The organism is Adhaeribacter swui (genome assembly GCF_014217805.1).
GTDB classification, from domain to species: Bacteria; Bacteroidota; Bacteroidia; order Cytophagales; family Hymenobacteraceae; genus Adhaeribacter; species Adhaeribacter swui.
Window position 1 is genome coordinate 1,435,202 of sequence record NZ_CP055156.1, and the last position, 18,857, is coordinate 1,454,058.

Genomic DNA, 18,857 nt, shown 5'->3' on the forward strand with positions numbered 1-18,857 from the left:
TGTATCATTATTAAGATAACTTAGCTATGAACAGAAGAGAAGATCAATATCAGCCCAGAAGAGAAGAATACCAGAACGATAATAACCGCCGGGATGATAGTAATTACCGGGGTGCTTACCGGTTTGATGACCACCGCACCGCCCGCGACGACTACCACCGCTACCCGGATAACGCGAATAATAACCGCAGTCGCGGCCAAAACTACGCTGATGAGCGCGAAAATCGGGGCCGGGCAGATCAACGCAATACCCAAGGTGGCTCTAATAACTACGGTAACATGGGCAGCTACGGTGGGGCGCAAGGCTTTGGCTCCTCACGCGCTGGTTACAGTTCGCAACGGCATCCGCAAGACCGCAGCGGCTTTGATGCTACCAGCGGCCATGGGCCACAGGGCTGGCAAAACGAAAACGGCCGGGGTCAGGCACCCAACCGGCAAATTTATGGGGCTTACCGCGACCAGAACAGCTACGCCAGCAACGAAGGCCCGAATCGCAACGATTACCACGACCAGCAACACCGCGGTAACTGGCGCGATTACCAGGACGACCATAACCGCCGCCGCGACGATGATAGCCGCTACGAAATTTACGATTCCGGCCAAAGTATAAATAACCGGAGCAATTACGGTTACGCCAGCGGCGGTTCCATTAGCCAGCACCCTTACCAACGCACGCACACAGATAACCCGCAGCAACACTACGGATCGCGGCAACGGCCGCACTTCCGGCAAGGTTCCGGCAGCGATCAGGAACATAACGTAGGTAACGAGATGGATTACACCAATGTAGTCGGTTCGTTAAGCGATGGGTACGATGGTTATCGCGGCCCGGCCGAAGAACCCCTTCGGCACTACGACCCGATGAGTGGCCGGGTACGAAACCAAGACAACTCCCGCCGCAACCATCCGGACGAAAGAGGTTACAATCGGTAAAATTTAGTAAATTTAAAAAAAGAGGTTACCAATGTGGTAACCTCTTTTTTATTTCTAATACAAGGATTAACGATAAACTTTATCACCTTATACTGAAAGTTAAATAACGTGCGTTCGAGATAAGTACTCATTTACATTTTCACTATGGCGCGGAAGTTACTTCCGTGACTTACCTAAATACAAGTCACGGAAGTAACTTCCGCGCCATAGTTATATCCTTAAAATTACCCTCAATCATGCAATAACACATTCAGCAGAAGCAACAACTTTACTGATCGAACCGGAAACCGGCACCAAAGGAAAATAATACTGCCTCTTCGCGGGAGTGCTGCAACAGCATCGAAAAAGCAAATCGTTCGGCTACCGGGGCAATGTAAAACCCGAAACCATACCCATCGTGCCAGCGGCCTTCGCTCTTATTTTGGTACCACACCCGTCCCCGGTCAAAAAAAGCAATACCGCCGTACCGGAATGGCAGAAAAGCGCTTTCTACCTCGCCCAAATGGAAGCGCACCTCGCTGTTTACGTACAAGCTGGCATCGCCGGCAAAGCGGTTAATTACGTAGCCCCGCAAATTCGAGCGCATGCCTAAGGTAGTATATTTATAGTAAGGTAAGTTATCGCCGTAGTTGCGGCCCCCCCCCAACCGTAGCGCTAAGGTTACCGGCAAATAAACCCGACCAGTAGCGTAATAATCAACAAAACCTTCGGTGAGGCCGTAAGCTTTTGCGTTGTTTTTTAAAGGTTTATAGGTATTATGCCGCACCAAAATGCGAATGCCACGTTGGGTAAAAATAAGCTTATCGCGTAAGTCTAGCACAAAGTCGGTGTTAATGCCAATGAGTTTTTGCTTGGTGGTATTTACCGGCGGCAAGGCCACGTTGGGCTCATCTAGAAATGAATTTTCGCGGAAGTTGGTGGTGAGCGTTTCAAACAAGGGCCCGATGCGGAAATAACTTTTTTGAAAAAACTGCCGCTGCACAAACACCGACGACATCACACCGCCGTAACGTGCTTTGTAAAATTTATCATTGTAGAGCTTCTCATTTTTTTGGGTGTTATTACCCAAGCCAAAAAAGTCATAGGTCCGGAAATAGCCGCCCAAATCCAGGTACGCGCCTAAATCCCATTGGCCTACTACGTGGCGCCACAAAGTGTTGGTAGTAAGTTGCAAATTACCAAATTGCGTAGCCCGGGCACCAAAAGAATAAATACTGGCAAAATCTTTTTTCCGGAAATGCTGCCGCTTATACGTTATTCCTAAGGCTAAACCAAACCCATCGCTTTGATTATAGATGAGGCTGCCGTTGGGACTGTAGGCATTATACACAAACGAAGTCGGGCTAAAAGCATTAATATCTGGCGCATCGGAAGTTAAGTTGCGGGCTTCTTTGCCTAGGTCCAGCTTGGTAGCTTTATTATCGTAAACTACGGTGCTTTTACCGTAACTTTTAACCGCCGATACATCGCGGATGCTATCCTGACCATCGCCCCCGATAATGCGCACCCGAATGCTGGCTGCCGTTTGCCCGGAAACATCAAACACATCCTGCCCGCCTAAGCCGTACAAACGAATCTCGTTGGTTTCTTTTTTAAAAAATATGCGGTTGTAATACGGTTCTCCCTGGGGTAAATTAGTTTCGTCGTTCTTCCGGAATATTTGTACCCGCACCTGGGCATCGGGCAAGCGCTCAATTTTAAAATATTCGTTTTTGTTGGTGCCTACCACATCTACGTACTGGGCTAATAACTCGTAATACTCTTCCAGCGCAGCGGGTAAGCGGGACCGGCGGGCTTTTAAGGTTGCCCCAATCTCCTGCCCTTGGGCTTTGGCAATTAATGGTGGTAATTCAGCAATGGCTTTATCAATTACAGCATCGGTAAAGGTACGCTGTAAATTCTCGGCCAGATTTAACCAATCCTGGCGGGTAAGCGAGGTAAGTAAAAAACGATCCAGGTGGCGGGCGGCCCAGGTAAGGCTGCGGATGCCCCCAATTTCGGGGTCAAAATTCTGGATATTCGGGATGGCCCATTTGCGGTCGGCTAGCCAGGGAATTACACCATCCCAGCGGGAAAAAGCATGATCGCGGGCGCGCGGAATGGGGCGGTATACCCACTGCGAATCTGTTTTGTAGCCAGCCCAACGCCAGTTATCGGGTTGGCGGCCCCAATCGCCAATAAATATATCGAAAGCCCGGGCCTTGCCAAAAGCCTGCGCATCTACGCGGTTGTTGTTATCGCGGTATAATTCCTGGTAAAGTTTAAAGCTGTTTTTTAAATTAGTGGCTCCGCCAAAACCCGGTGTTTCGCCTTTGGCATCGCCCGGTTGCTCTTCCAGCATTCCAAATAATTCCTGATAATTTTTCCGGTATGGCCCTAAAACCCGGTCATCGCCCAAAACATATAATTTAGGTTGCGCGTGCAAAATATCCGTTGCATCTAATAAGCTACTCACAATTAAAGCACCGTAGGGTTGCTCGGTAGGTGTTATTTGCCGCAGCACATCGGTTACTACTGTGTTGCGCAACTCAGGGGGGATGGCGCCAATCGGATCCTTATCCACGGATCGGAATACAAACTGCCGACCATCGGCGGCCTGTAGTTGCAAGGCCGTAGTTTGCCGCCCTCCGCTAAATTTAGAAGGCCGTAATTTTTCCGGGGTTCGGCTTAAATACAACAAGGGCACCTGTACCGGTTGCACCCAGCTTTTCCGATATAAATGGCCGAAAAATTTTAATTTTAAACCTTTGGCGGCGTATTGGGGGCCGGCAATTACCGTGGCTTTATTGCCGTTGGTAGTAACTTCTTCGGTGGTAATAGGCGCGGGCATTTCCAGTTTAATGCAAGGCCCTACTTGTTTGTTTACCGGTATCGCTTTGTCTGGGTTAGGGTTGCAAGCTGATTGCAGTAAAGTATAATTAGCAACTTCGGCCGCAGTACCCGATTTAGTAAATTGAAAGAACGTAGTGGTTACTTTGCCGCTGGCGTAGGTGGTAATTTTGGCAAACCCGGTTTTGACTCGGTTAAACAGGCTTTCTATATTTTTAGCCACATTTCTTTTCTGCGAAAAACTACCCGAAACAATATGATAGTTATTTTCAAGGGCATTTAGCTGTAAGGAATAATCGTGCGCGGCGGCGTAAATAAGTTGGTCATGTTCCTGAAATACCCGGTTCATGTTGGCGATAAAATTTTGATAACCCGGATTAGCCATGTCGCGGGGAGTGCCCGTATTTTGCCGATACGAAGCGTACAAACTTCCTAAACCCGGTAAAGGCAACCAGGTAAGTGGTTTAAGCCGGGTATCGGCGAACGGAAAAAAATGGCTTTTTACCGGCACATGCCCGCCGTAAAATCCATTAGAAAGTACCGGGTGATGCCCCACAATAATTATCTGCCGGCCACGGGCATCCGTAATGGCATTTTCTAAAGTTTCTAAAAATTCGGCATCCGATAAAATACCGCAGTCGGTGTCGGGTTCGGCGGGTTTGCGGTGCGGGTGCATCCACCATTGAGTATTTAAAGCAATCAGCCGAATGGTTTTACCAATATCCCTTATTTCGGGTCCGGGGCAACCATTGCCCGGTAAAAGTACTTGCGCGTTGGTTTGGTGGGTTTTAATGTATTGCTCCAAACGTCGCACATCTTCCAGGCCTTCTTTACCGGAGTTATCCCAATCTTTATCGCCGGGTACCAGGTACAGCTTTCCCCGGGTTTTGGTTATTTGCAGCAACTGGTCTATTTTCTGGTTAGCTCCGGCGTTTAACCTTTTGCCAATACCCCGGTTAGCTGCAATATCACCCAAATGCACCACGGTAAACGGACTTTTTTCAGCCTGCAAAACCTGCTGAAAAGCCATTAAATGGTTAGGAGCAATAGCAGCGGTAGCGGTATTGCCTAGTAGGTAAACTACTTGCGCCACCGAATCAAACGCTTGGGCATTTACTTGTTGTAAAGCAATCACCCAACTAAGTAATCCTAATAGGAGTAATTTTTTAAACATATATTTAAAATTCAGCTTCTTAACCCTGGGCAACATTATCCTGCCAGGCTCTCACAACAAATTCCTGTTGCTGCAACTGCACGTAAAAAAGTTCATCAAAACCTTCGGCAAAATCCGGCAACACCAGTTTCTTATAAAAGCTTACTACTCCCACGTCTTTAATCCGATCTTTACCCTTTCGTAGTTTATTTCGTTCTAAAGCTGCACTTACGCTAGAAGCGAAAAAGTAACCAATTACCCGGTATTTCTTGTCTTTGGCCAGGTTAATGTATTTTGCTCTTTCTTCCTTAGTGGGGTTTGTATTATCTACTAAAAACTGGGAGTGGGTACCAAGGCATAATTTTAAAAATTGATCTTCTCGCTTACGGGTTTTTAATAAATCCATGCTAATGCGCACATGAGAATTAAAAAACCTTTCTTTGTAAAAAAATGATTTCCCCGAAGCCGGAATACCTATAAAAATAACTGCCTGCAATTTTTTATCTGGTTAGCACTGCTTTAATTCTACGGATTTCACCTGCTTGTTTTCCGGAATTTTTAAAAATTTTAATTTCTCACGAGCATTGATAACATGAGATCATCTGGTTTATCCGGAAATTTAAAGCACCAGCAAAAACTCAAATGCCACCTATCTGTTAAGTTTTTGGCAATGCCAAACCAGAAAAACCTTGGTTCTCGTACTACTCCTACCCACGTACGTAATTTGCATACCTAATAGATACACGATACCTTTATAGCATGAGCGAACGAAGCAAAAAATTATTTCTCCTGGATGCCATGGCCCTTATTTTCCGGGCCCATTTCGCGTTTAGTAAAAATCCGCGCATTAATTCGAAAGGCATGAACACCGGGGCCGCCCTGGGTTTCACCAACACCTTGTTTGAGGTTTTATCCAAAGAAAAACCCACGCATATTGGCGTAGCCATGGACGGACCAGCTAAAACTTTCCGGCACGAAAACTTTGTGGAATACAAAGCGAACCGCCAGGCCATGCCCGAAGATATTGGCATTGCTATTCCGTACGTAAAAAAAATAGTCGAAGCGTTTAATATTCCGCTGTTACTCATCCCGGGTTACGAAGCTGACGACGTGATTGGCACGCTGTCGTGCAAAGCCGAAAAAGCCGATTTCGACGTGTACATGATGAGTCCGGATAAAGATTTTTGCCAGTTAGTAACCAACCACGTGTATTTATACAAACCCGCCTTTTTGGGCAATGGCGTAGATATTCTGGATGTGAAAAAAGTGTGCGAACGCTGGGAAGTAAGCAACGTAAAGCAGGTAATTGATATTCTGGGTTTGCAGGGCGATGCCGTCGATAACATTCCGGGCATTCCGGGTATCGGCGAGAAAACGGCTAAATCACTCATTCAAAGATACGGTTCCGTAGAAAATTTAATTGCCCACGCCGACGAACTCAAAGGCAAGCAGCGCGAAAACATTATCCAATACGCCGAACAAGGTTTACTCTCCAAGGAACTCGCTACTATTCATTTAGATGTGCCCATTGATTTCGACGAGAGCGTTTTTGAATACAAAGGTCCGGACGTAGAAAAACTGCGGGCGTTGTTCGACGAGCTGGAATTCCGGCAATTAGCCGCACGTATTTTAGGTACGCCAACGCCATCTACAACCAGTAAAGCTCCGGCCGCTAAAGCTACTTTAGTAAAAGGAAAAAAATCCGATCAGCAATCGTCGCTTTTCGAGGAAATGGACGAATTATTTACCGAAAACGGCGCTGGTACAACTGAAGAAGCTACAACTCCAGCCGTCCGGAAAACAATTGCTACGACTGTACACGATTACCGCTTGATAAACACCCCGGAACTACGGGCCAGTTTAGTTTCGTACCTGGAAAAACAAAAAGAATTCTCTTTCGATACCGAAACTAACAGCATTGATGCCATTACTGCCAGGTTAATTGGCATGTCGTTTTGCTATATCCCCGGCGAAGCGTATTACGTGCCCGTGCCGCTGGATAACGAAACCGAAGCCCAAGCCATTCTAGATCAATTCCGGAGCGTGCTGGAAAATGAAAAAATTAAAAAAATCGGGCAAAATATTAAGTACGATATTCTTGTAATGAAGAGCCACGGCGTGGCCGTAAAAGGACCATTGTTCGATACCATGATCGCGCATTATTTGCTGGAGCCGGATATGCGCCACAACATGGATTTGCTCGCCGAAACCTACCTGCATTACACGCCTATTTCTATTACCGAACTGATTGGTAAAAAAGGCAAGAAGCAGCTAAATATGAGCGAACTAAGCCCCGAAGAAATTTACGAATACGCCTGCGAAGATGCCGACGTAACTTTGCAATTAAAAAATTACTTTGAGCCGCTCCTGGAGAAAAACAAGGTTCGTAAGTTATTCGACGAAGTAGAAAATCCGCTTATTCCGGTGTTAGCTACCGTGGAGTACGAAGGCATTTCGATTGATGGCAACGCCATGGCCGAATCATCGAAAGAACTGGCAGGTTATATTTCGGACCTGGAAAAACAGATTTACGCTATTGCCGGCACTACTTTTAACATTGGCTCGCCCAAGCAGCTCGGCGAAATTCTGTTCGAAAAATTAAATTTAACCGGTGATAAAACGAAGAAAACAAAAACCGGCCAGCACGCTACCGGCGAAGAAGTACTATCTAAACTAGCCGGCCAGCACGAAATCGCCCAACTTATTCTGGACCACCGGCAACTGACCAAATTAAAATCGACGTACATCGATGCCTTGCCGCAGTTAATTTGCTCCCGCGACGGGCGCGTGCATACCTCGTTTAACCAGGCCGTTGCGGCCACCGGACGCTTGAGTTCTACCAACCCGAATTTACAGAACATTCCCATCCGGACGGAAAAAGGTCGCGAAATAAGAAAAGCATTTGTTCCCCGCGACAGCAGCCACGTTTTGGTTTCAGCGGATTATTCACAGATTGAGTTGCGCATTATGGCCGATTTCAGTGGCGATGCAACCATGAAAGAAGCTTTCCAGAAAGGGTTAGATATTCACGCTTCTACGGCTGCTAAAGTGTACCACGTAGGCTTAGACGAGGTAGATGCCGATATGCGCCGTAAAGCCAAAACCATTAATTTCGGGATTATTTACGGAATTTCGGCCTTTGGTTTAGCCGAGCGTTTGCGTATTCCGCGCCGCGAAGCCGTAGAAATTATTGATGCGTACTGGCAGGAGTTTCCGGCGGTAAAACAATACATGGACAGCGCCATTAACAGCGCCCGCGAAAAAGAATACGCCGAAACCAAACTGGGCCGCCGCCGCTATTTGCGCGATATTAACTCCCGCAATGCCAATATCCGGGGCTACGCCGAACGCAACGCCATAAACGCGCCTATTCAGGGTACCGCCGCCGATATTATTAAAATTGCCATGATTAACATTCATAACTGGATTGAGGCCGAAAAACTGCAAACCCGCATGGTGCTGCAAGTACACGACGAATTGGTGTTTGATGCGCCCAAAGAAGAACTAGCGATTATCCAGCCTAAGATTGAAGAATTAATGAAAAATGCCTTGCCACTTAGTGTACCAATGGAAGTAGGTATGGGTGTAGGCGATAATTGGCTGGCGGCTCATTAATATTTTTAAAATAAGCCAGATTTAGTTAATCTCTAAAAATAAAAAGCAGGTTTAACAGCCTGTTTTTTTTTACTTCAGCTACATCTCTTCGTTATGAGTAGAGACCGCTACGCGAACTCTACTCATTATCGGACAGCCAATCTCCTGATTGGCGTATTTAGTAAATTTCTACTCAAAATCTGGCTAACGCCAATCAGAGATTGGCTATTCCGGAAAAAGCGTAGAGCGCTTTGCTAACTCTACGCTTAACGTAAAACAACATCAAGCTTAAACTAAAAAAAGCAGACCTTTCAGCCTGCTTTTTTAAAAATTTAAAATTTTCTATTTCTAGTTAAGCTACGTCGCAAATTTTTACACCTTGGTTTAAAGAGGCAATTTTATCTTCACGTTTCGGGATAAACTCTTGCGCTACAAAACCGGTAAAGCCCGTTTCTATAATGGCTTTCATAATAGCCGGGTAATATAATTCCTGGGTTTCATCAATCTCGTTACGGCCGGGTACGCCGCCAGTGTGGTAATGCGAAATGTACGGGTGGTATTTTTTAATGGTGGCAATTACGTCGCCTTCCATAATTTGCATGTGATAGATATCGTACAGCAATTTAAACCGCTCCGAACCGATCATTTTACACAAGCCTACGCCCCACTCGGTATGGTCGCACATGTAATCTTTGTGGTTTACTTTGCTGTTAAGCAGTTCCATTACTAAAGTTACCTTGTACTTTTCGGCGGTAGGCATCAGGCGTTTTAAACCAACGGCACAATTTTTCATTCCTTCTTCATCCGACATGCCCCGACGGTTGCCCGAGAAGCAAATAATCTGGTTATAGCCCGCTGCGGCTACTTTCGGAATAACTTCTTCGTAACTTTTTACCAGTTCGTCGTGCAGCTTGGGGTCATTAAAACCTTGCTCAATGCCCTTGCCGGCACCATTGGGCAAAGCACAGGTTAAGCCGTATTTTTTAAGAGTTGGCCAGTCTTCGGGTCCGAGTAATTCAATGGATTTTATGCCAATTTTTTTGGCTTCTTGGCAGAATTGATCGAGGGGCACTTTGTCGTAGCACCACTTACACACCGAGTGGTTAATTTTTCCTTTAAGTTCAGTTCCCATAGCTTGTTCGGCCGCAGCCACCCGGGCCGACAGCGTAGAGCCAACCGTTACGATAGCGGCACTACCGGCAATTTTTTTTAACGCCGCACGCCGAGAAGATGCATTTTTCATAATAATACGATATAAAGGTAGGAGTGAAATTCATTAACGGCTCGTACCCTACAGGTATTTGCCAGTATGCAATGTAGGAAATACTTTGCTTAAAACTTCTAAACTTAGTTAGATATTTATAGCAGGCTTAACCTTCAGTAAAGTGGAAAGCATCACTATTTGCTTAAAAAATAAACCGTAACTAATTTTAGCTTTATTTCAGTAAATTAAGATAGATTAGAATGTATTGAGTAGTTACGTGAAGGCTTTTCAAGCCTCCAGGCTGCGGTGCTAACTAACTTGCTGGCTACAAGTTTTGCCTCGTGGCCGGCGGACTCGTTTAGCTCTCTCGCACTCGCTAGACTCCCTTTCCTCGACTCCGTCTGCGGAATTTTGCTGCGCAAAACCGGAACCCTAGCAGGTGCTCAATAGCTAAACTGGTGTCAGTCGCTAGTAGTTAATAAAATTGCCTTTTTTGGTAAGAAAATCTTATTTGGAGAGTAAATCAAATTGTGCTACAGGTAATAAGGTAAAAGAACTTTATGAATTTAGCTAATTAAGCATAGCTTATAATAAAGTAATAGGACAGAATTAAATATTCATTTTCCTGGTAGGTTTAATAAAAAACAACCACCCCTACCCCTCCTAAACTTAGGAGGGGAGCTTTTACCTCCAACTTATCCTATATATTTTAATTTGTCCATTTACTTAAGATGATAACATCAATCAGTCTTGGTTGGTATAAAACAAAAAACTATACCTGCAAAATTGGTAATAACTGCAGCTAAGAATAACTAACACCAGTTTAGCTATTGAGCACCTGCTAGGGTTCCGGTTTTGCGCAGCAAAATTCCGCAGACGGAGTCGAGGAAAGGGAGTCTAGCGAGTGCGAGAGAGCTAAACGAGTCCGCCGGCCACGAGGCAAAACTTGTAGCCAGCAAGTTAGTTAGCACCGCAGCCTGGAGACTTGAAAAGGCTCCAAAGAACAGCCTTCCTTATCTATTTTAAAAAACCTTTCTCATCTACTAATACGAGCTTACCATTTCTACTTAGCAGAGCACTAGGGAAACGCTATTGGAGATTATTTAGGAATAAATAAAAAATCCAGACAGTACGCGTACCATCTGGATTTGCAGGAATAAAAAAATTTAAATTTTTTACTCTTAATCTAATTTAGCCCGGGTTGCGAAAAAGGACACGCATAATCCCATAATGGCAATAATAAAGAAAGAAACGCGTAAACTGGTAGCACCCGCTACTAAACCAATAATGGGAGGCCCCATTAAGAACCCTAAAAAGCCAATGGTAGAAACAGCCGCTAAGGCAACACCCGGCGATAATACTTTTGACTTACCAGCCGCGCTATACACCAACGGTATGATGGACGATACACCAGCACCTACTAGTAAAAAGCCCGCCATAGCGGTAATTAAATTTGGTAAAAGTACTGCCAGCAATAAACCGGAAGCAATTAATACCCCACTTAGTTGCAGCGTACGTTTCAGACCGAATTTACCGGTAAACCAATCGGCGACAAACCGACCGGATGCCATAGTTGCCATAAAGGCGGTGTAACCGGCCCCTACCCAAGCTTTATCGGCCTGCACTACTTTCTGGAAATAAACGCCACTCCAGTCGAACATGGCGCCCTCGCAAATCATAGAACAAAAAGCAATAACGCCCAGCATCAGCAAAGATTTATCGGGTTTAGCAAAAATCGGCTGGTCGGCCTGGCGGTTCGGATCTTCGGCAATAGTAAACCGGGTACTTACCAGGGCTGCTAATACTACAAATATAGTAACGGCTAAAAAATGCTGCACGGGCACAATACCTTCGCCAATCATCAGAGTACCCAGAGCGGCACCGGAAAAACCGGCTAAACTCCACATTCCGTGAAACATACCCATAATCGGCTTTTTATACATCGATTCCACACCCACGGCTTGGGTATTTATGCCAATATTTAAAAAATTACCACCAAAGCCAAACAACAACAAATAGCTGATTAACTGAAAAGTATTTTGGGCCATACCCAACGTAACCAAAGTTAAGCTGTACAAAAACACACCCAAGGTAACTACTTTTTTACTCCCAAATTTGGCCACTAGCCAGCCCGATACGGGCAACGAAATCATGGAGCCAATGGGAATAGCTAATAAAACAGCGCCTAATTGGCTTTCGTTTAATCCTAATTTATCTTGAATGGTCGGAATCCGGGAGGCCCAGCTAGCAAAGCACAAGCCTTGCAGAAAAAATAAAGTACTTACCGCCCATCGGTGTACTTTCTTCGAAACCGGAAAGCTGGAGGGTAAACTAAGAGAAATCATACTAAAAAAATTAAATAATAAAGGTACTCGTGTTTGTTAATAGCTTTTGATTATCAATTTTCATTCCAAAAGCTATTATTAATTACAAAATATTTTATTGATTACTAAAAATAATAAATATTTTACAATATAACAGCTAATACGCTGTAATTTACACAAAGTTAAGACTTATCCATTAATAAATTATTAAAAACGTGCTTATTACTTAGCAGATCCGCCATATTAATCTGCTCTATGGAGAAAACAATGATCAGAATATTGTTTAAGGGGTTTTGATTTAATCTGTTAACTAAAATTTTAAAAAATTGGCAACTGGCTTTATTTAAGCTAAAATCAAACGGGCCAGGTATTGGTCTTGCTCGTCTTCGTACTGAATAATCGTGAGCCAGCCTTCTTCGCCGGCTACCTCGGCTAAGGTATCCTGGTCGATGTATAACCATTTAAACCACTCGCCTTTTACCTGGCGGTATTCGTATTGGTAAGCAATTTCGCCGTAGTACTTTTCTCCAGTGGGGAAGTTCCCTTCGTACAAATAAGTAATATCCGAAGAATCAAATACCAGTTGCCCATTGGGATTAAGTAGCTTTTTGGCGTGTTGCAGAAATTGGCGCAGTCCGGCAATATCACCTACTAAACCAATGCCATTCATGAGCAAAAGTAAGGTGTCGTAGGTATCGCCGGAATAAGTAAAAATGTCCTGGTTGATAATTTTTGCTACGCCCCGTTGTTGCATAATTTCCGCGGCTAAAGGCGATATTTCCAGAGCGGTAACATCTAATTCTAATTCCTGTAACGCCAGGGCGTGGCTGCCTACGCCGGCCCCAATATCCAGCACTTTGCCGTAGCAGCAACTTAGTGCTTCGAGCTCTACTTCCGACATTTCATCCTCGTCCCGGAAAAAAATGTCCAGAGGCATGTCTTCCGGCTCGCCGTAGCTGGTGTGCAGTATTAATTTTTGGGTAAAGTTGTCGGTGTAAAAATCGCGCAACGCTTGGCCGAATACATCCATGATACCAGGATTTAAAATTTCGAGCGGCAAAAGTACTCTTTCTAGCGTAAGCCACCAAGCCTAATCCTAAATCACTGTTTTTACTGTGAATCAGAACGGTGCTGTAACCAGAATTAAGCAAAAGTTTTCATAAAATAACCAGCTAAAAAGTGTATCTTTAAGCAGTAGCCTTTAAAAAATTTTAAGATGCTATTTATTATTTGCACTAAAATTTAAAAATATGGACTTAATTACGGTATTAATTTTGGTCTTTATTGGCTTGGTGCTTTTGCTCGTAGAGTTAATTTTTTTACCGGGCATCACGCTGATTGGGATTCTGGGTTTTCTGGTGTTAGCGGTCGGGGTTTGGCTGGGTTACGATAAAATGGGAATGGCTAATGGCCATATTATTTTGAGCATCGCCCTGGTATTAAGCATTGCTATTGTATTCTTTAGTTTTAAAGCCGATGTGTGGTCGAAGTTTGCTTTAAAAGACGTAAACCATAGCCGCGTAAACGACAACGTAAAACCACAACTACAGGAAGGCGATACTGGTAAGGCCTTATCGGCGCTCCGGCCTTCGGGCACCGCCATGTTCCACGACCAACCCTACGAGGTACACACCAATGGCGAGTTTCTGGATCCGGATACAACCATTATCATCACCCGCATTAATCATTATAAAGTAATTGTAAAGCCGGTAAGTTAAAAGTTAGACACTAGTATCTAGACGCTAGACATTAGATTTAAAAATTTTTGAATAATTTAACTTTTAGATATTCAATGCTTTTACTCAATTAGATTTTACTTTTTTAAATTTTTAAGATGAAGCCAAAACAACTTTCTCTCAATTTTAAAAATATGGCTTCCTCAAACAACTAAACCTTAACTCATGGAATTATCGCCTTTACTTCTTCTTGCTGGTGGCTTTGTTTTACTGTTGGTATTTTTGTATTTCGTACCGATTAACCTCTGGATTACGGCCTTATTTTCGGGTGTAAAGATTAATTTGTTTGAGTTGGTTTTTATGCGCATCCGGAAAGTGCCGCCCAGCTTAATTGTGAATTCTTTGATTACGGCCACCAAAGCTGGTTTACAGATTACCGGCAGCGAACTGGAAACGCACTACCTGGCTGGTGGCAACGTGCCTACTGTTATTAAAGCATTAATTTCTGCAGATAAAGCCAATATTCCGCTTACTTTTAAACAAGCTACGGCCATTGATTTAGCCGGCCGCGATGTATTTGAAGCTGTAACCACTTCGGTAAACCCCAAGGTAATTAATACCCCCAACGTAGCCGCCGTAGCCCAAGATGGCATTCAGTTAATTGCCAAAGCGCGGGTTACCGTACGGGCTAATATTGCGCAATTAGTGGGTGGCGCCGGCGAAGAAACAATTCTGGCCCGGGTGGGTGAAGGCATTGTAACGTCCATTGGTTCGTCCTTATCGCACAAAGAAGTACTCGAAAACCCCGATAAAATCTCCAAATTGGTTTTACAAAAAGGCCTGGATGCCGGTACAGCTTACGAAATTTTGTCGATTGATATTGCCGATGTAGACATCGGAGAAAACATTGGCGCCAAATTACAAATTGACCAGGCCAACGCCGATTTAAAGGTAGCCGAGGCTCGCGCCGAAGAACGTCGCGCTATGGCCGTAGCCGTAGAACAGGAAATGCGCGCCCGTACCCAGGAGGCCAAATCCAATGTAGTGCAAGCCGAAGCCGAAATTCCGAAAGCCATGGCCGATGCTTTCCGGTCGGGCAACTTGGGTATTATGGATTACTATAAAATGCGCAACATCCAAGCCGATACCGACATGCGGGACTCCATTGCCAACCCGAATACTGGCAACACCACCAACCGCGCTGGCCGCGACGAAACGAAATTATCGTAATAATTAAATCGTTTAATTTTTCCCAAAATGGGTCTTCCGGGTGCTAAGTGTCATTCCTTTCCCAAACTGTCGTCCTGAAAGATTCTGACTGTTAGCAGAGAATAACAGATAAATGTTAGCTTCTCGTTTTGCCTCGTGGCCGGTGAGCTTTGGTTGTTCCTTTTTCTGAGTACAAGCTAAGAACAGGGAATGAGTTATGGCATTTCTTGTTTTCTCTTTTCCTAACTCCACTACGGAATGCACCTCAGCGCCACACCGGAATCACAGGTTCGCAGAACCCAGAATGCCTCCATCACCAAACTGGTAATTGTTACTCTATCGCGGCTCTTTCTCTGATTAGTAAAAAGAGAATTTTCAACGAGAAAGAAACTAATTGTAAATAGTTATATTGTAGCAACTTAAGTTAAAAATAAAAAATTAAAATTTTATTTTTACCATGCTCTACTTCTTAAGATTATGCCGGTTTGCCCTATCTGGTAACGTGCTTTTTATAAGCTTGTTGGTATTACTTTCTTCGTACCCGATTCAGGCGCACGACTATTCTATTAAGCCTATTATTCGCCAGAATAGCATTTGGCAAGAAAACAACGTGAACGCTTTTGAGCAAAAGCTGGAAACTTTGCGCCAGCGGTACCATATTCCGGGCATTTCTGTGGGGATAGTAAACAACAAACACTTAGTTTGGAAAAAAGGGTTAGGTTACGCGGATATAGAGCAGCAAATTGCACCCGATGAAAATACCGTTTACCAAATTGCGTCACTTACTAAAACTTTCGGTTCTATTATCCTGATGCAGTTAGTAGAAGCCGGTAAAGTAAGTTTAGATGATCCTATTGCCAAATACGACATTAATCTGGGTGCCCGTTGGGGCAGCGACGAAAGAATAAAGGTAAAACATTTGCTAACCCATACGGCTATGGGAAATACCTGGAATGGGTTTAAACCCGGCTATACTTTCCGGTATAATGGCAGTTGGTACCAGGAGCTGGGAAAAGTAATTCAAAAAGCATCGGGAAAGTCATTCGGCAACTTACTTCTTCAAAATATTATTCTACCCTTAAATTTAAAAAATACTGTTCCGAGCACAGATGATAGTATTAATTTTAATTTAACCGGGTACGACAAAGAATTATTTAAGCAAAAAGTGGCCAAGCCTTACGATTGGCAGAAAAAGCATTTGGTGCCAGTTCAGTTTACGTATGGCTTTGGCCCGGCGGCTGGCATGATGAGCACGGTTTCAGATTTAGCCACTTACTCGAATGCTCTGGACGAACAAAAATTTTTAAATGCAGCTACCTGGCAGCAAATTTTTACACCTTTTGAAACAGTTAAAGGAAAATCCATCCAATATGGCTTGGGCTGGTACGTAACCTATTACAAAGGTGTGAAACTACTCTGGCATACCGGCTGGTGGACCGGCTACTCAGCGTTACTGGTAAAAATTCCGGAGAAAGATTTAACATTTATTGCTCTGGCTAATTCGCAGGATCTTAGCCGGCCCTTTTACCATCTTATCCACCCACTGCCCATGGTTGGCCTATTTAATCCGCTACGAAAAAACTTAAACAGCAATCTTACTGCCTCCGATTTCGCCAAAGCCTTTATCGATCATTTTGCCCAGCTATAAACCGCAAAAATAAAAACTGATACTAATTTGGCTGTTGAGGGCCTTCCGGGTTCTGCGAATCTTGGGTTCTAGTGCACAGTATTCCGCAGACGGAGTCGAGGAAAGGGATTCTAGCGAGTGCGAGAGAGCCAAACGAGGTCCGTCGGCCACGAAGCAAAATGGTTACTTGTCAAGCTAGATAGCGCCAACGCCTGGAGGCTGAAACAGACTCCAAAGAAGTACGGTAGAATACTGAATTTTTAAAAATTTACTTTTTAGCAGCTAGTTAAAGCCGAGGCGGGTTCAGGCTAAAGCCAGAGTAAAGTCACAGACTTTACTTTATTGGTAGGTACGAGTTTGAAAACTTGCACCAGAGAAAGAGCCTAGCGTCTTGCAAAGCTCCAGTAATAGCAAAACAAAAGTTTCTTTCTGAATACCCTTATAGAGCCATTCAGAAAGAAACAAAAATTACTAAACTTCTACCGAAACCGCGTTAATCGAGAAGGTATACGAAACTTGCGCGGTTTTATTTAAAATAGCCGTAACGGAGCAGTATTTATCCATCGATAAATCAATAGCGCGCTTTACTTTTTGCTCATCCAGGTTACCAGATAGGGCATAATGAATGCGAATGTTGGTGAAAACAGAAGGCGTTACGTTTGGTTCCCGGTCGCCATCAATGTGAATGCGAAAATCCGTGATTTCCTGCTTTTGTTTTTTTAAAATTAAGGTAATATCAATGGCGCTGCAACCACCTAAACCCATTAATATCATTTCCATGGGGCGGGCGCCGGCATTGTTCCCGCCAACTTCGGGATTAGCATCTATATTTACGGGTACGCCCGCTGCTCCTACCGCCTCAAAATGGAAGGCATTATCGACACGCTTTAATTCAACTTTCATTTTCTTTAAATATAAGTATCAGTACAAAGGTATCAGGATAGAAATATCCGGACAATAACCCTAGTACCTGCTTTTCATAACAATAATTACACCGGATGGTTTTAGGCTTAAAAAACCTGACATTTTTGTCGTGTTACATACTACTTACTACCTGATAATTGCTACTTCTTTACTGGTGGTTCCATAACGGTGCCGCAGTTTTTACAGGTCCGGTGCTCCTCGTTGGCAAAGAAATTATTCATAACTACCGGTAACTGCTGCACAATATCAGTTACAACTAAATACTCTTCGTAGAGCTTGGTGCCGCAATTTTCGCAAAACCACAAGAAACCATCTTGTTCGCCTTCGCGACGGTACCGTTCCATTACTAAACCAACCGTATTGGCTGGCCGACGGGGAGAATGTGGTGTACCGCCGGGTAGCAAAAATATTTCGCCTTCCCGGATCGGAATATCTACGGGTTTGCCGTTTTCAATTATTTTGAGTACAATATCACCTTCGAGCTGGTAAAAAAACTCTTCGCCTTCGTTGTAATGGTAATCTTTGCGGGCATTAGGGCCGCCTACTACCATCACAATAAAATCTTTATTATCCTGGAAAACCTGGGCGTTGCCTACCGGTGGTTTTAACAAATGGCGGTGCTCTTCAATCCAGGTACGAAAATTCAACGGTCTGATCATAGGTATTAATCGTTATTAGGTATTCGCTGCAGGTAATCTACGAAAAAATTAGCTTTAAGTAATTTACAACTAAGATAAGCGTCACTTTTAAACTATCCAATTTCCCAATAAGCAAGCCGCTTACATAACTTGTGCAGTTAAATCTATTATAAATGAGAGCTACTATAGGAGGATAACAGAAAAATAAAGAGCTTTGAACCAGCTTGCAGCTTCTATAAAAATCGAAAAATTTAAAAAATTAGCACATGCAATTTGAAACTACGGTTCTGGATGAATTTTATATAATTGGTATTTCGGTTAGAACAGCTAATGCAAACGGCCAGGCTCAGGCAGATATTGGTGCGCTGTGGAGCCGGTTTTTCAATCAAAATATAATAAGCCAAATCCCGGATAAAGTAAATAATGATCTTTATTGCGTCTACACCGATTACGAAAGCGACTACCAGGGTCCTTACACTACGGTTTTAGGTTGTAAAGTACAATCCCTGCAAAATATTCCGGACGGCTTAAGCGGTATACCTATTCCGGCGGCTAATTACCAGGTATACACCTCGCAAGGCAAATTACCTGATTGTGTAGGGCAAACCTGGCATTACATCTGGCAGCATACCCAAAACCGAAAATACACTGCCGACTTTGATGTGTATGGCCCGGAGGCGCAAAATCCGGAAGCTGCTATTGTAAAAACCTACCTTTCGATTACGGCATAACTATCAAATTTTAAAA

13 protein-coding genes are annotated in these 18,857 nt (G+C 44.0%); 6 read left to right on the plus strand and 7 right to left on the minus strand.

What is annotated here, in order from left to right; genetic code table 11:
• Nucleotides 1–26: 26 nt before the first annotated feature.
• The gene (locus HUW51_RS06810) at nucleotides 27–932 is read left to right on the plus strand and encodes a hypothetical protein (RefSeq protein ID WP_185273230.1); all 906 of its coding nucleotides are present in this window, start codon (nucleotides 27–29) and stop codon (nucleotides 930–932) included.
• 268 nt (nucleotides 933–1,200) lie between these two features.
• Here HUW51_RS06810 and HUW51_RS06815 read toward each other — a convergent pair whose 3' ends face one another.
• Both HUW51_RS06815 and HUW51_RS06820 read right to left on the minus strand, forming a co-directional pair.
• Nucleotides 1,201–4,935 carry a hypothetical protein gene (locus tag HUW51_RS06815; protein WP_185273231.1) on the minus strand — a complete coding sequence of 1,245 codons (3,735 nt, stop codon included), beginning with the start codon at nucleotides 4,933–4,935 and terminating at the stop codon, nucleotides 1,201–1,203.
• Nucleotides 4,936–4,954: 19 nt separating this feature from the next.
• The gene (locus tag HUW51_RS06820; protein ID WP_228466951.1) at nucleotides 4,955–5,320 is read right to left on the minus strand and encodes an ATP-binding protein; all 366 of its coding nucleotides are present in this window, start codon (nucleotides 5,318–5,320) and stop codon (nucleotides 4,955–4,957) included.
• A 353-nt stretch (nucleotides 5,321–5,673) separates the two neighbouring features.
• On the opposite strand from HUW51_RS06820, the gene polA reads away from it, so the two are divergent.
• Nucleotides 5,674–8,529: a DNA polymerase I gene (polA, locus tag HUW51_RS06825; protein WP_185273233.1), complete on the plus strand. Its 2,856-nt coding sequence runs from the start codon at nucleotides 5,674–5,676 to the stop codon at nucleotides 8,527–8,529.
• 331 nt (nucleotides 8,530–8,860) lie between these two features.
• Here polA and HUW51_RS06830 read toward each other — a convergent pair whose 3' ends face one another.
• From HUW51_RS06830 to HUW51_RS06840, 3 genes are all read right to left on the minus strand, one after another.
• Nucleotides 8,861–9,751, minus strand: coding sequence for a hydroxypyruvate isomerase family protein (locus HUW51_RS06830; protein WP_185273234.1), 891 nt, complete (start codon nucleotides 9,749–9,751; stop codon nucleotides 8,861–8,863).
• Nucleotides 9,752–10,893: 1,142 nt separating this feature from the next.
• Complete coding sequence (locus HUW51_RS06835; protein WP_185273235.1) at nucleotides 10,894–12,057, minus strand: MFS transporter; 1,164 nt, start codon at nucleotides 12,055–12,057, stop codon at nucleotides 10,894–10,896.
• Between the two features lie 322 nt (nucleotides 12,058–12,379).
• Nucleotides 12,380–13,066 (minus strand): class I SAM-dependent methyltransferase, encoded by a 687-nt coding sequence (locus HUW51_RS06840; protein WP_185273236.1) that lies wholly within the window; start codon nucleotides 13,064–13,066, stop codon nucleotides 12,380–12,382.
• 178 nt (nucleotides 13,067–13,244) lie between these two features.
• On the opposite strand from HUW51_RS06840, the gene HUW51_RS06845 reads away from it, so the two are divergent.
• The 3 genes from HUW51_RS06845 to HUW51_RS06855 all read left to right on the plus strand — a co-directional run bounded on the left by HUW51_RS06845 (nucleotide 13,245) and on the right by HUW51_RS06855 (nucleotide 16,569).
• The gene (locus HUW51_RS06845; RefSeq protein WP_449369437.1) at nucleotides 13,245–13,754 is read left to right on the plus strand and encodes an NfeD family protein; all 510 of its coding nucleotides are present in this window, start codon (nucleotides 13,245–13,247) and stop codon (nucleotides 13,752–13,754) included.
• A gap of 183 nt (nucleotides 13,755–13,937) precedes the next feature.
• On the plus strand, nucleotides 13,938–14,942 hold the full coding sequence (gene floA, locus HUW51_RS06850) for a flotillin-like protein FloA (protein ID WP_185273238.1): 1,005 nt from the start codon (nucleotides 13,938–13,940) through the stop codon (nucleotides 14,940–14,942).
• Between the two features lie 436 nt (nucleotides 14,943–15,378).
• Nucleotides 15,379–16,569, plus strand: a complete 1,191-nt coding sequence (locus HUW51_RS06855; protein ID WP_185273239.1) for a serine hydrolase domain-containing protein — start codon at nucleotides 15,379–15,381, stop codon at nucleotides 16,567–16,569.
• Nucleotides 16,570–17,019: 450 nt separating this feature from the next.
• On the opposite strand, the gene HUW51_RS06860 is transcribed toward HUW51_RS06855, so the two are convergent.
• A complete protein-coding gene (locus HUW51_RS06860) occupies nucleotides 17,020–17,451 on the minus strand; it encodes an OsmC family protein (RefSeq protein ID WP_185273240.1) in 432 nt (143 codons plus the stop codon).
• Between the two features lie 161 nt (nucleotides 17,452–17,612).
• On the minus strand, nucleotides 17,613–18,131 hold the full coding sequence (locus HUW51_RS06865) for a 3-hydroxyanthranilate 3,4-dioxygenase (RefSeq protein WP_394353946.1): 519 nt from the start codon (nucleotides 18,129–18,131) through the stop codon (nucleotides 17,613–17,615).
• Between the two features lie 245 nt (nucleotides 18,132–18,376).
• Between HUW51_RS06865 and HUW51_RS06870 the strand changes: the two genes are divergently transcribed.
• Nucleotides 18,377–18,841 (plus strand): GyrI-like domain-containing protein, encoded by a 465-nt coding sequence (locus tag HUW51_RS06870; protein WP_185273241.1) that lies wholly within the window; start codon nucleotides 18,377–18,379, stop codon nucleotides 18,839–18,841.
• Nucleotides 18,842–18,857: the final 16 nt, after the last annotated feature.

Bases quoted from the DNA above. Each gene is read 5' to 3' on its own strand.
- HUW51_RS06810 (WP_185273230.1), top strand. From the start codon at position 27: ATGAACAGAAGAGAAGATCAATATCAGCCCAGAAGAGAAGAATACCAG.
- HUW51_RS06815 (WP_185273231.1), bottom strand. From the start codon at position 4,935: ATGTTTAAAAAATTACTCCTATTAGGATTACTTAGTTGGGTGATTGCT.
- HUW51_RS06820 (WP_228466951.1), bottom strand. From the start codon at position 5,320: ATGGATTTATTAAAAACCCGTAAGCGAGAAGATCAATTTTTAAAATTA.
- polA (WP_185273233.1), top strand. From the start codon at position 5,674: ATGAGCGAACGAAGCAAAAAATTATTTCTCCTGGATGCCATGGCCCTT.
- HUW51_RS06830 (WP_185273234.1), bottom strand. From the start codon at position 9,751: ATGAAAAATGCATCTTCTCGGCGTGCGGCGTTAAAAAAAATTGCCGGT.
- HUW51_RS06835 (WP_185273235.1), bottom strand. From the start codon at position 12,057: ATGATTTCTCTTAGTTTACCCTCCAGCTTTCCGGTTTCGAAGAAAGTA.
- HUW51_RS06840 (WP_185273236.1), bottom strand. From the start codon at position 13,066: ATGGATGTATTCGGCCAAGCGTTGCGCGATTTTTACACCGACAACTTT.
- floA (WP_185273238.1), top strand. From the start codon at position 13,938: ATGGAATTATCGCCTTTACTTCTTCTTGCTGGTGGCTTTGTTTTACTG.
- HUW51_RS06855 (WP_185273239.1), top strand. From the start codon at position 15,379: ATGCTCTACTTCTTAAGATTATGCCGGTTTGCCCTATCTGGTAACGTG.
- HUW51_RS06860 (WP_185273240.1), bottom strand. From the start codon at position 17,451: ATGAAAGTTGAATTAAAGCGTGTCGATAATGCCTTCCATTTTGAGGCG.
- HUW51_RS06865 (WP_394353946.1), bottom strand. From the start codon at position 18,131: ATGATCAGACCGTTGAATTTTCGTACCTGGATTGAAGAGCACCGCCAT.
- HUW51_RS06870 (WP_185273241.1), top strand. From the start codon at position 18,377: ATGCAATTTGAAACTACGGTTCTGGATGAATTTTATATAATTGGTATT.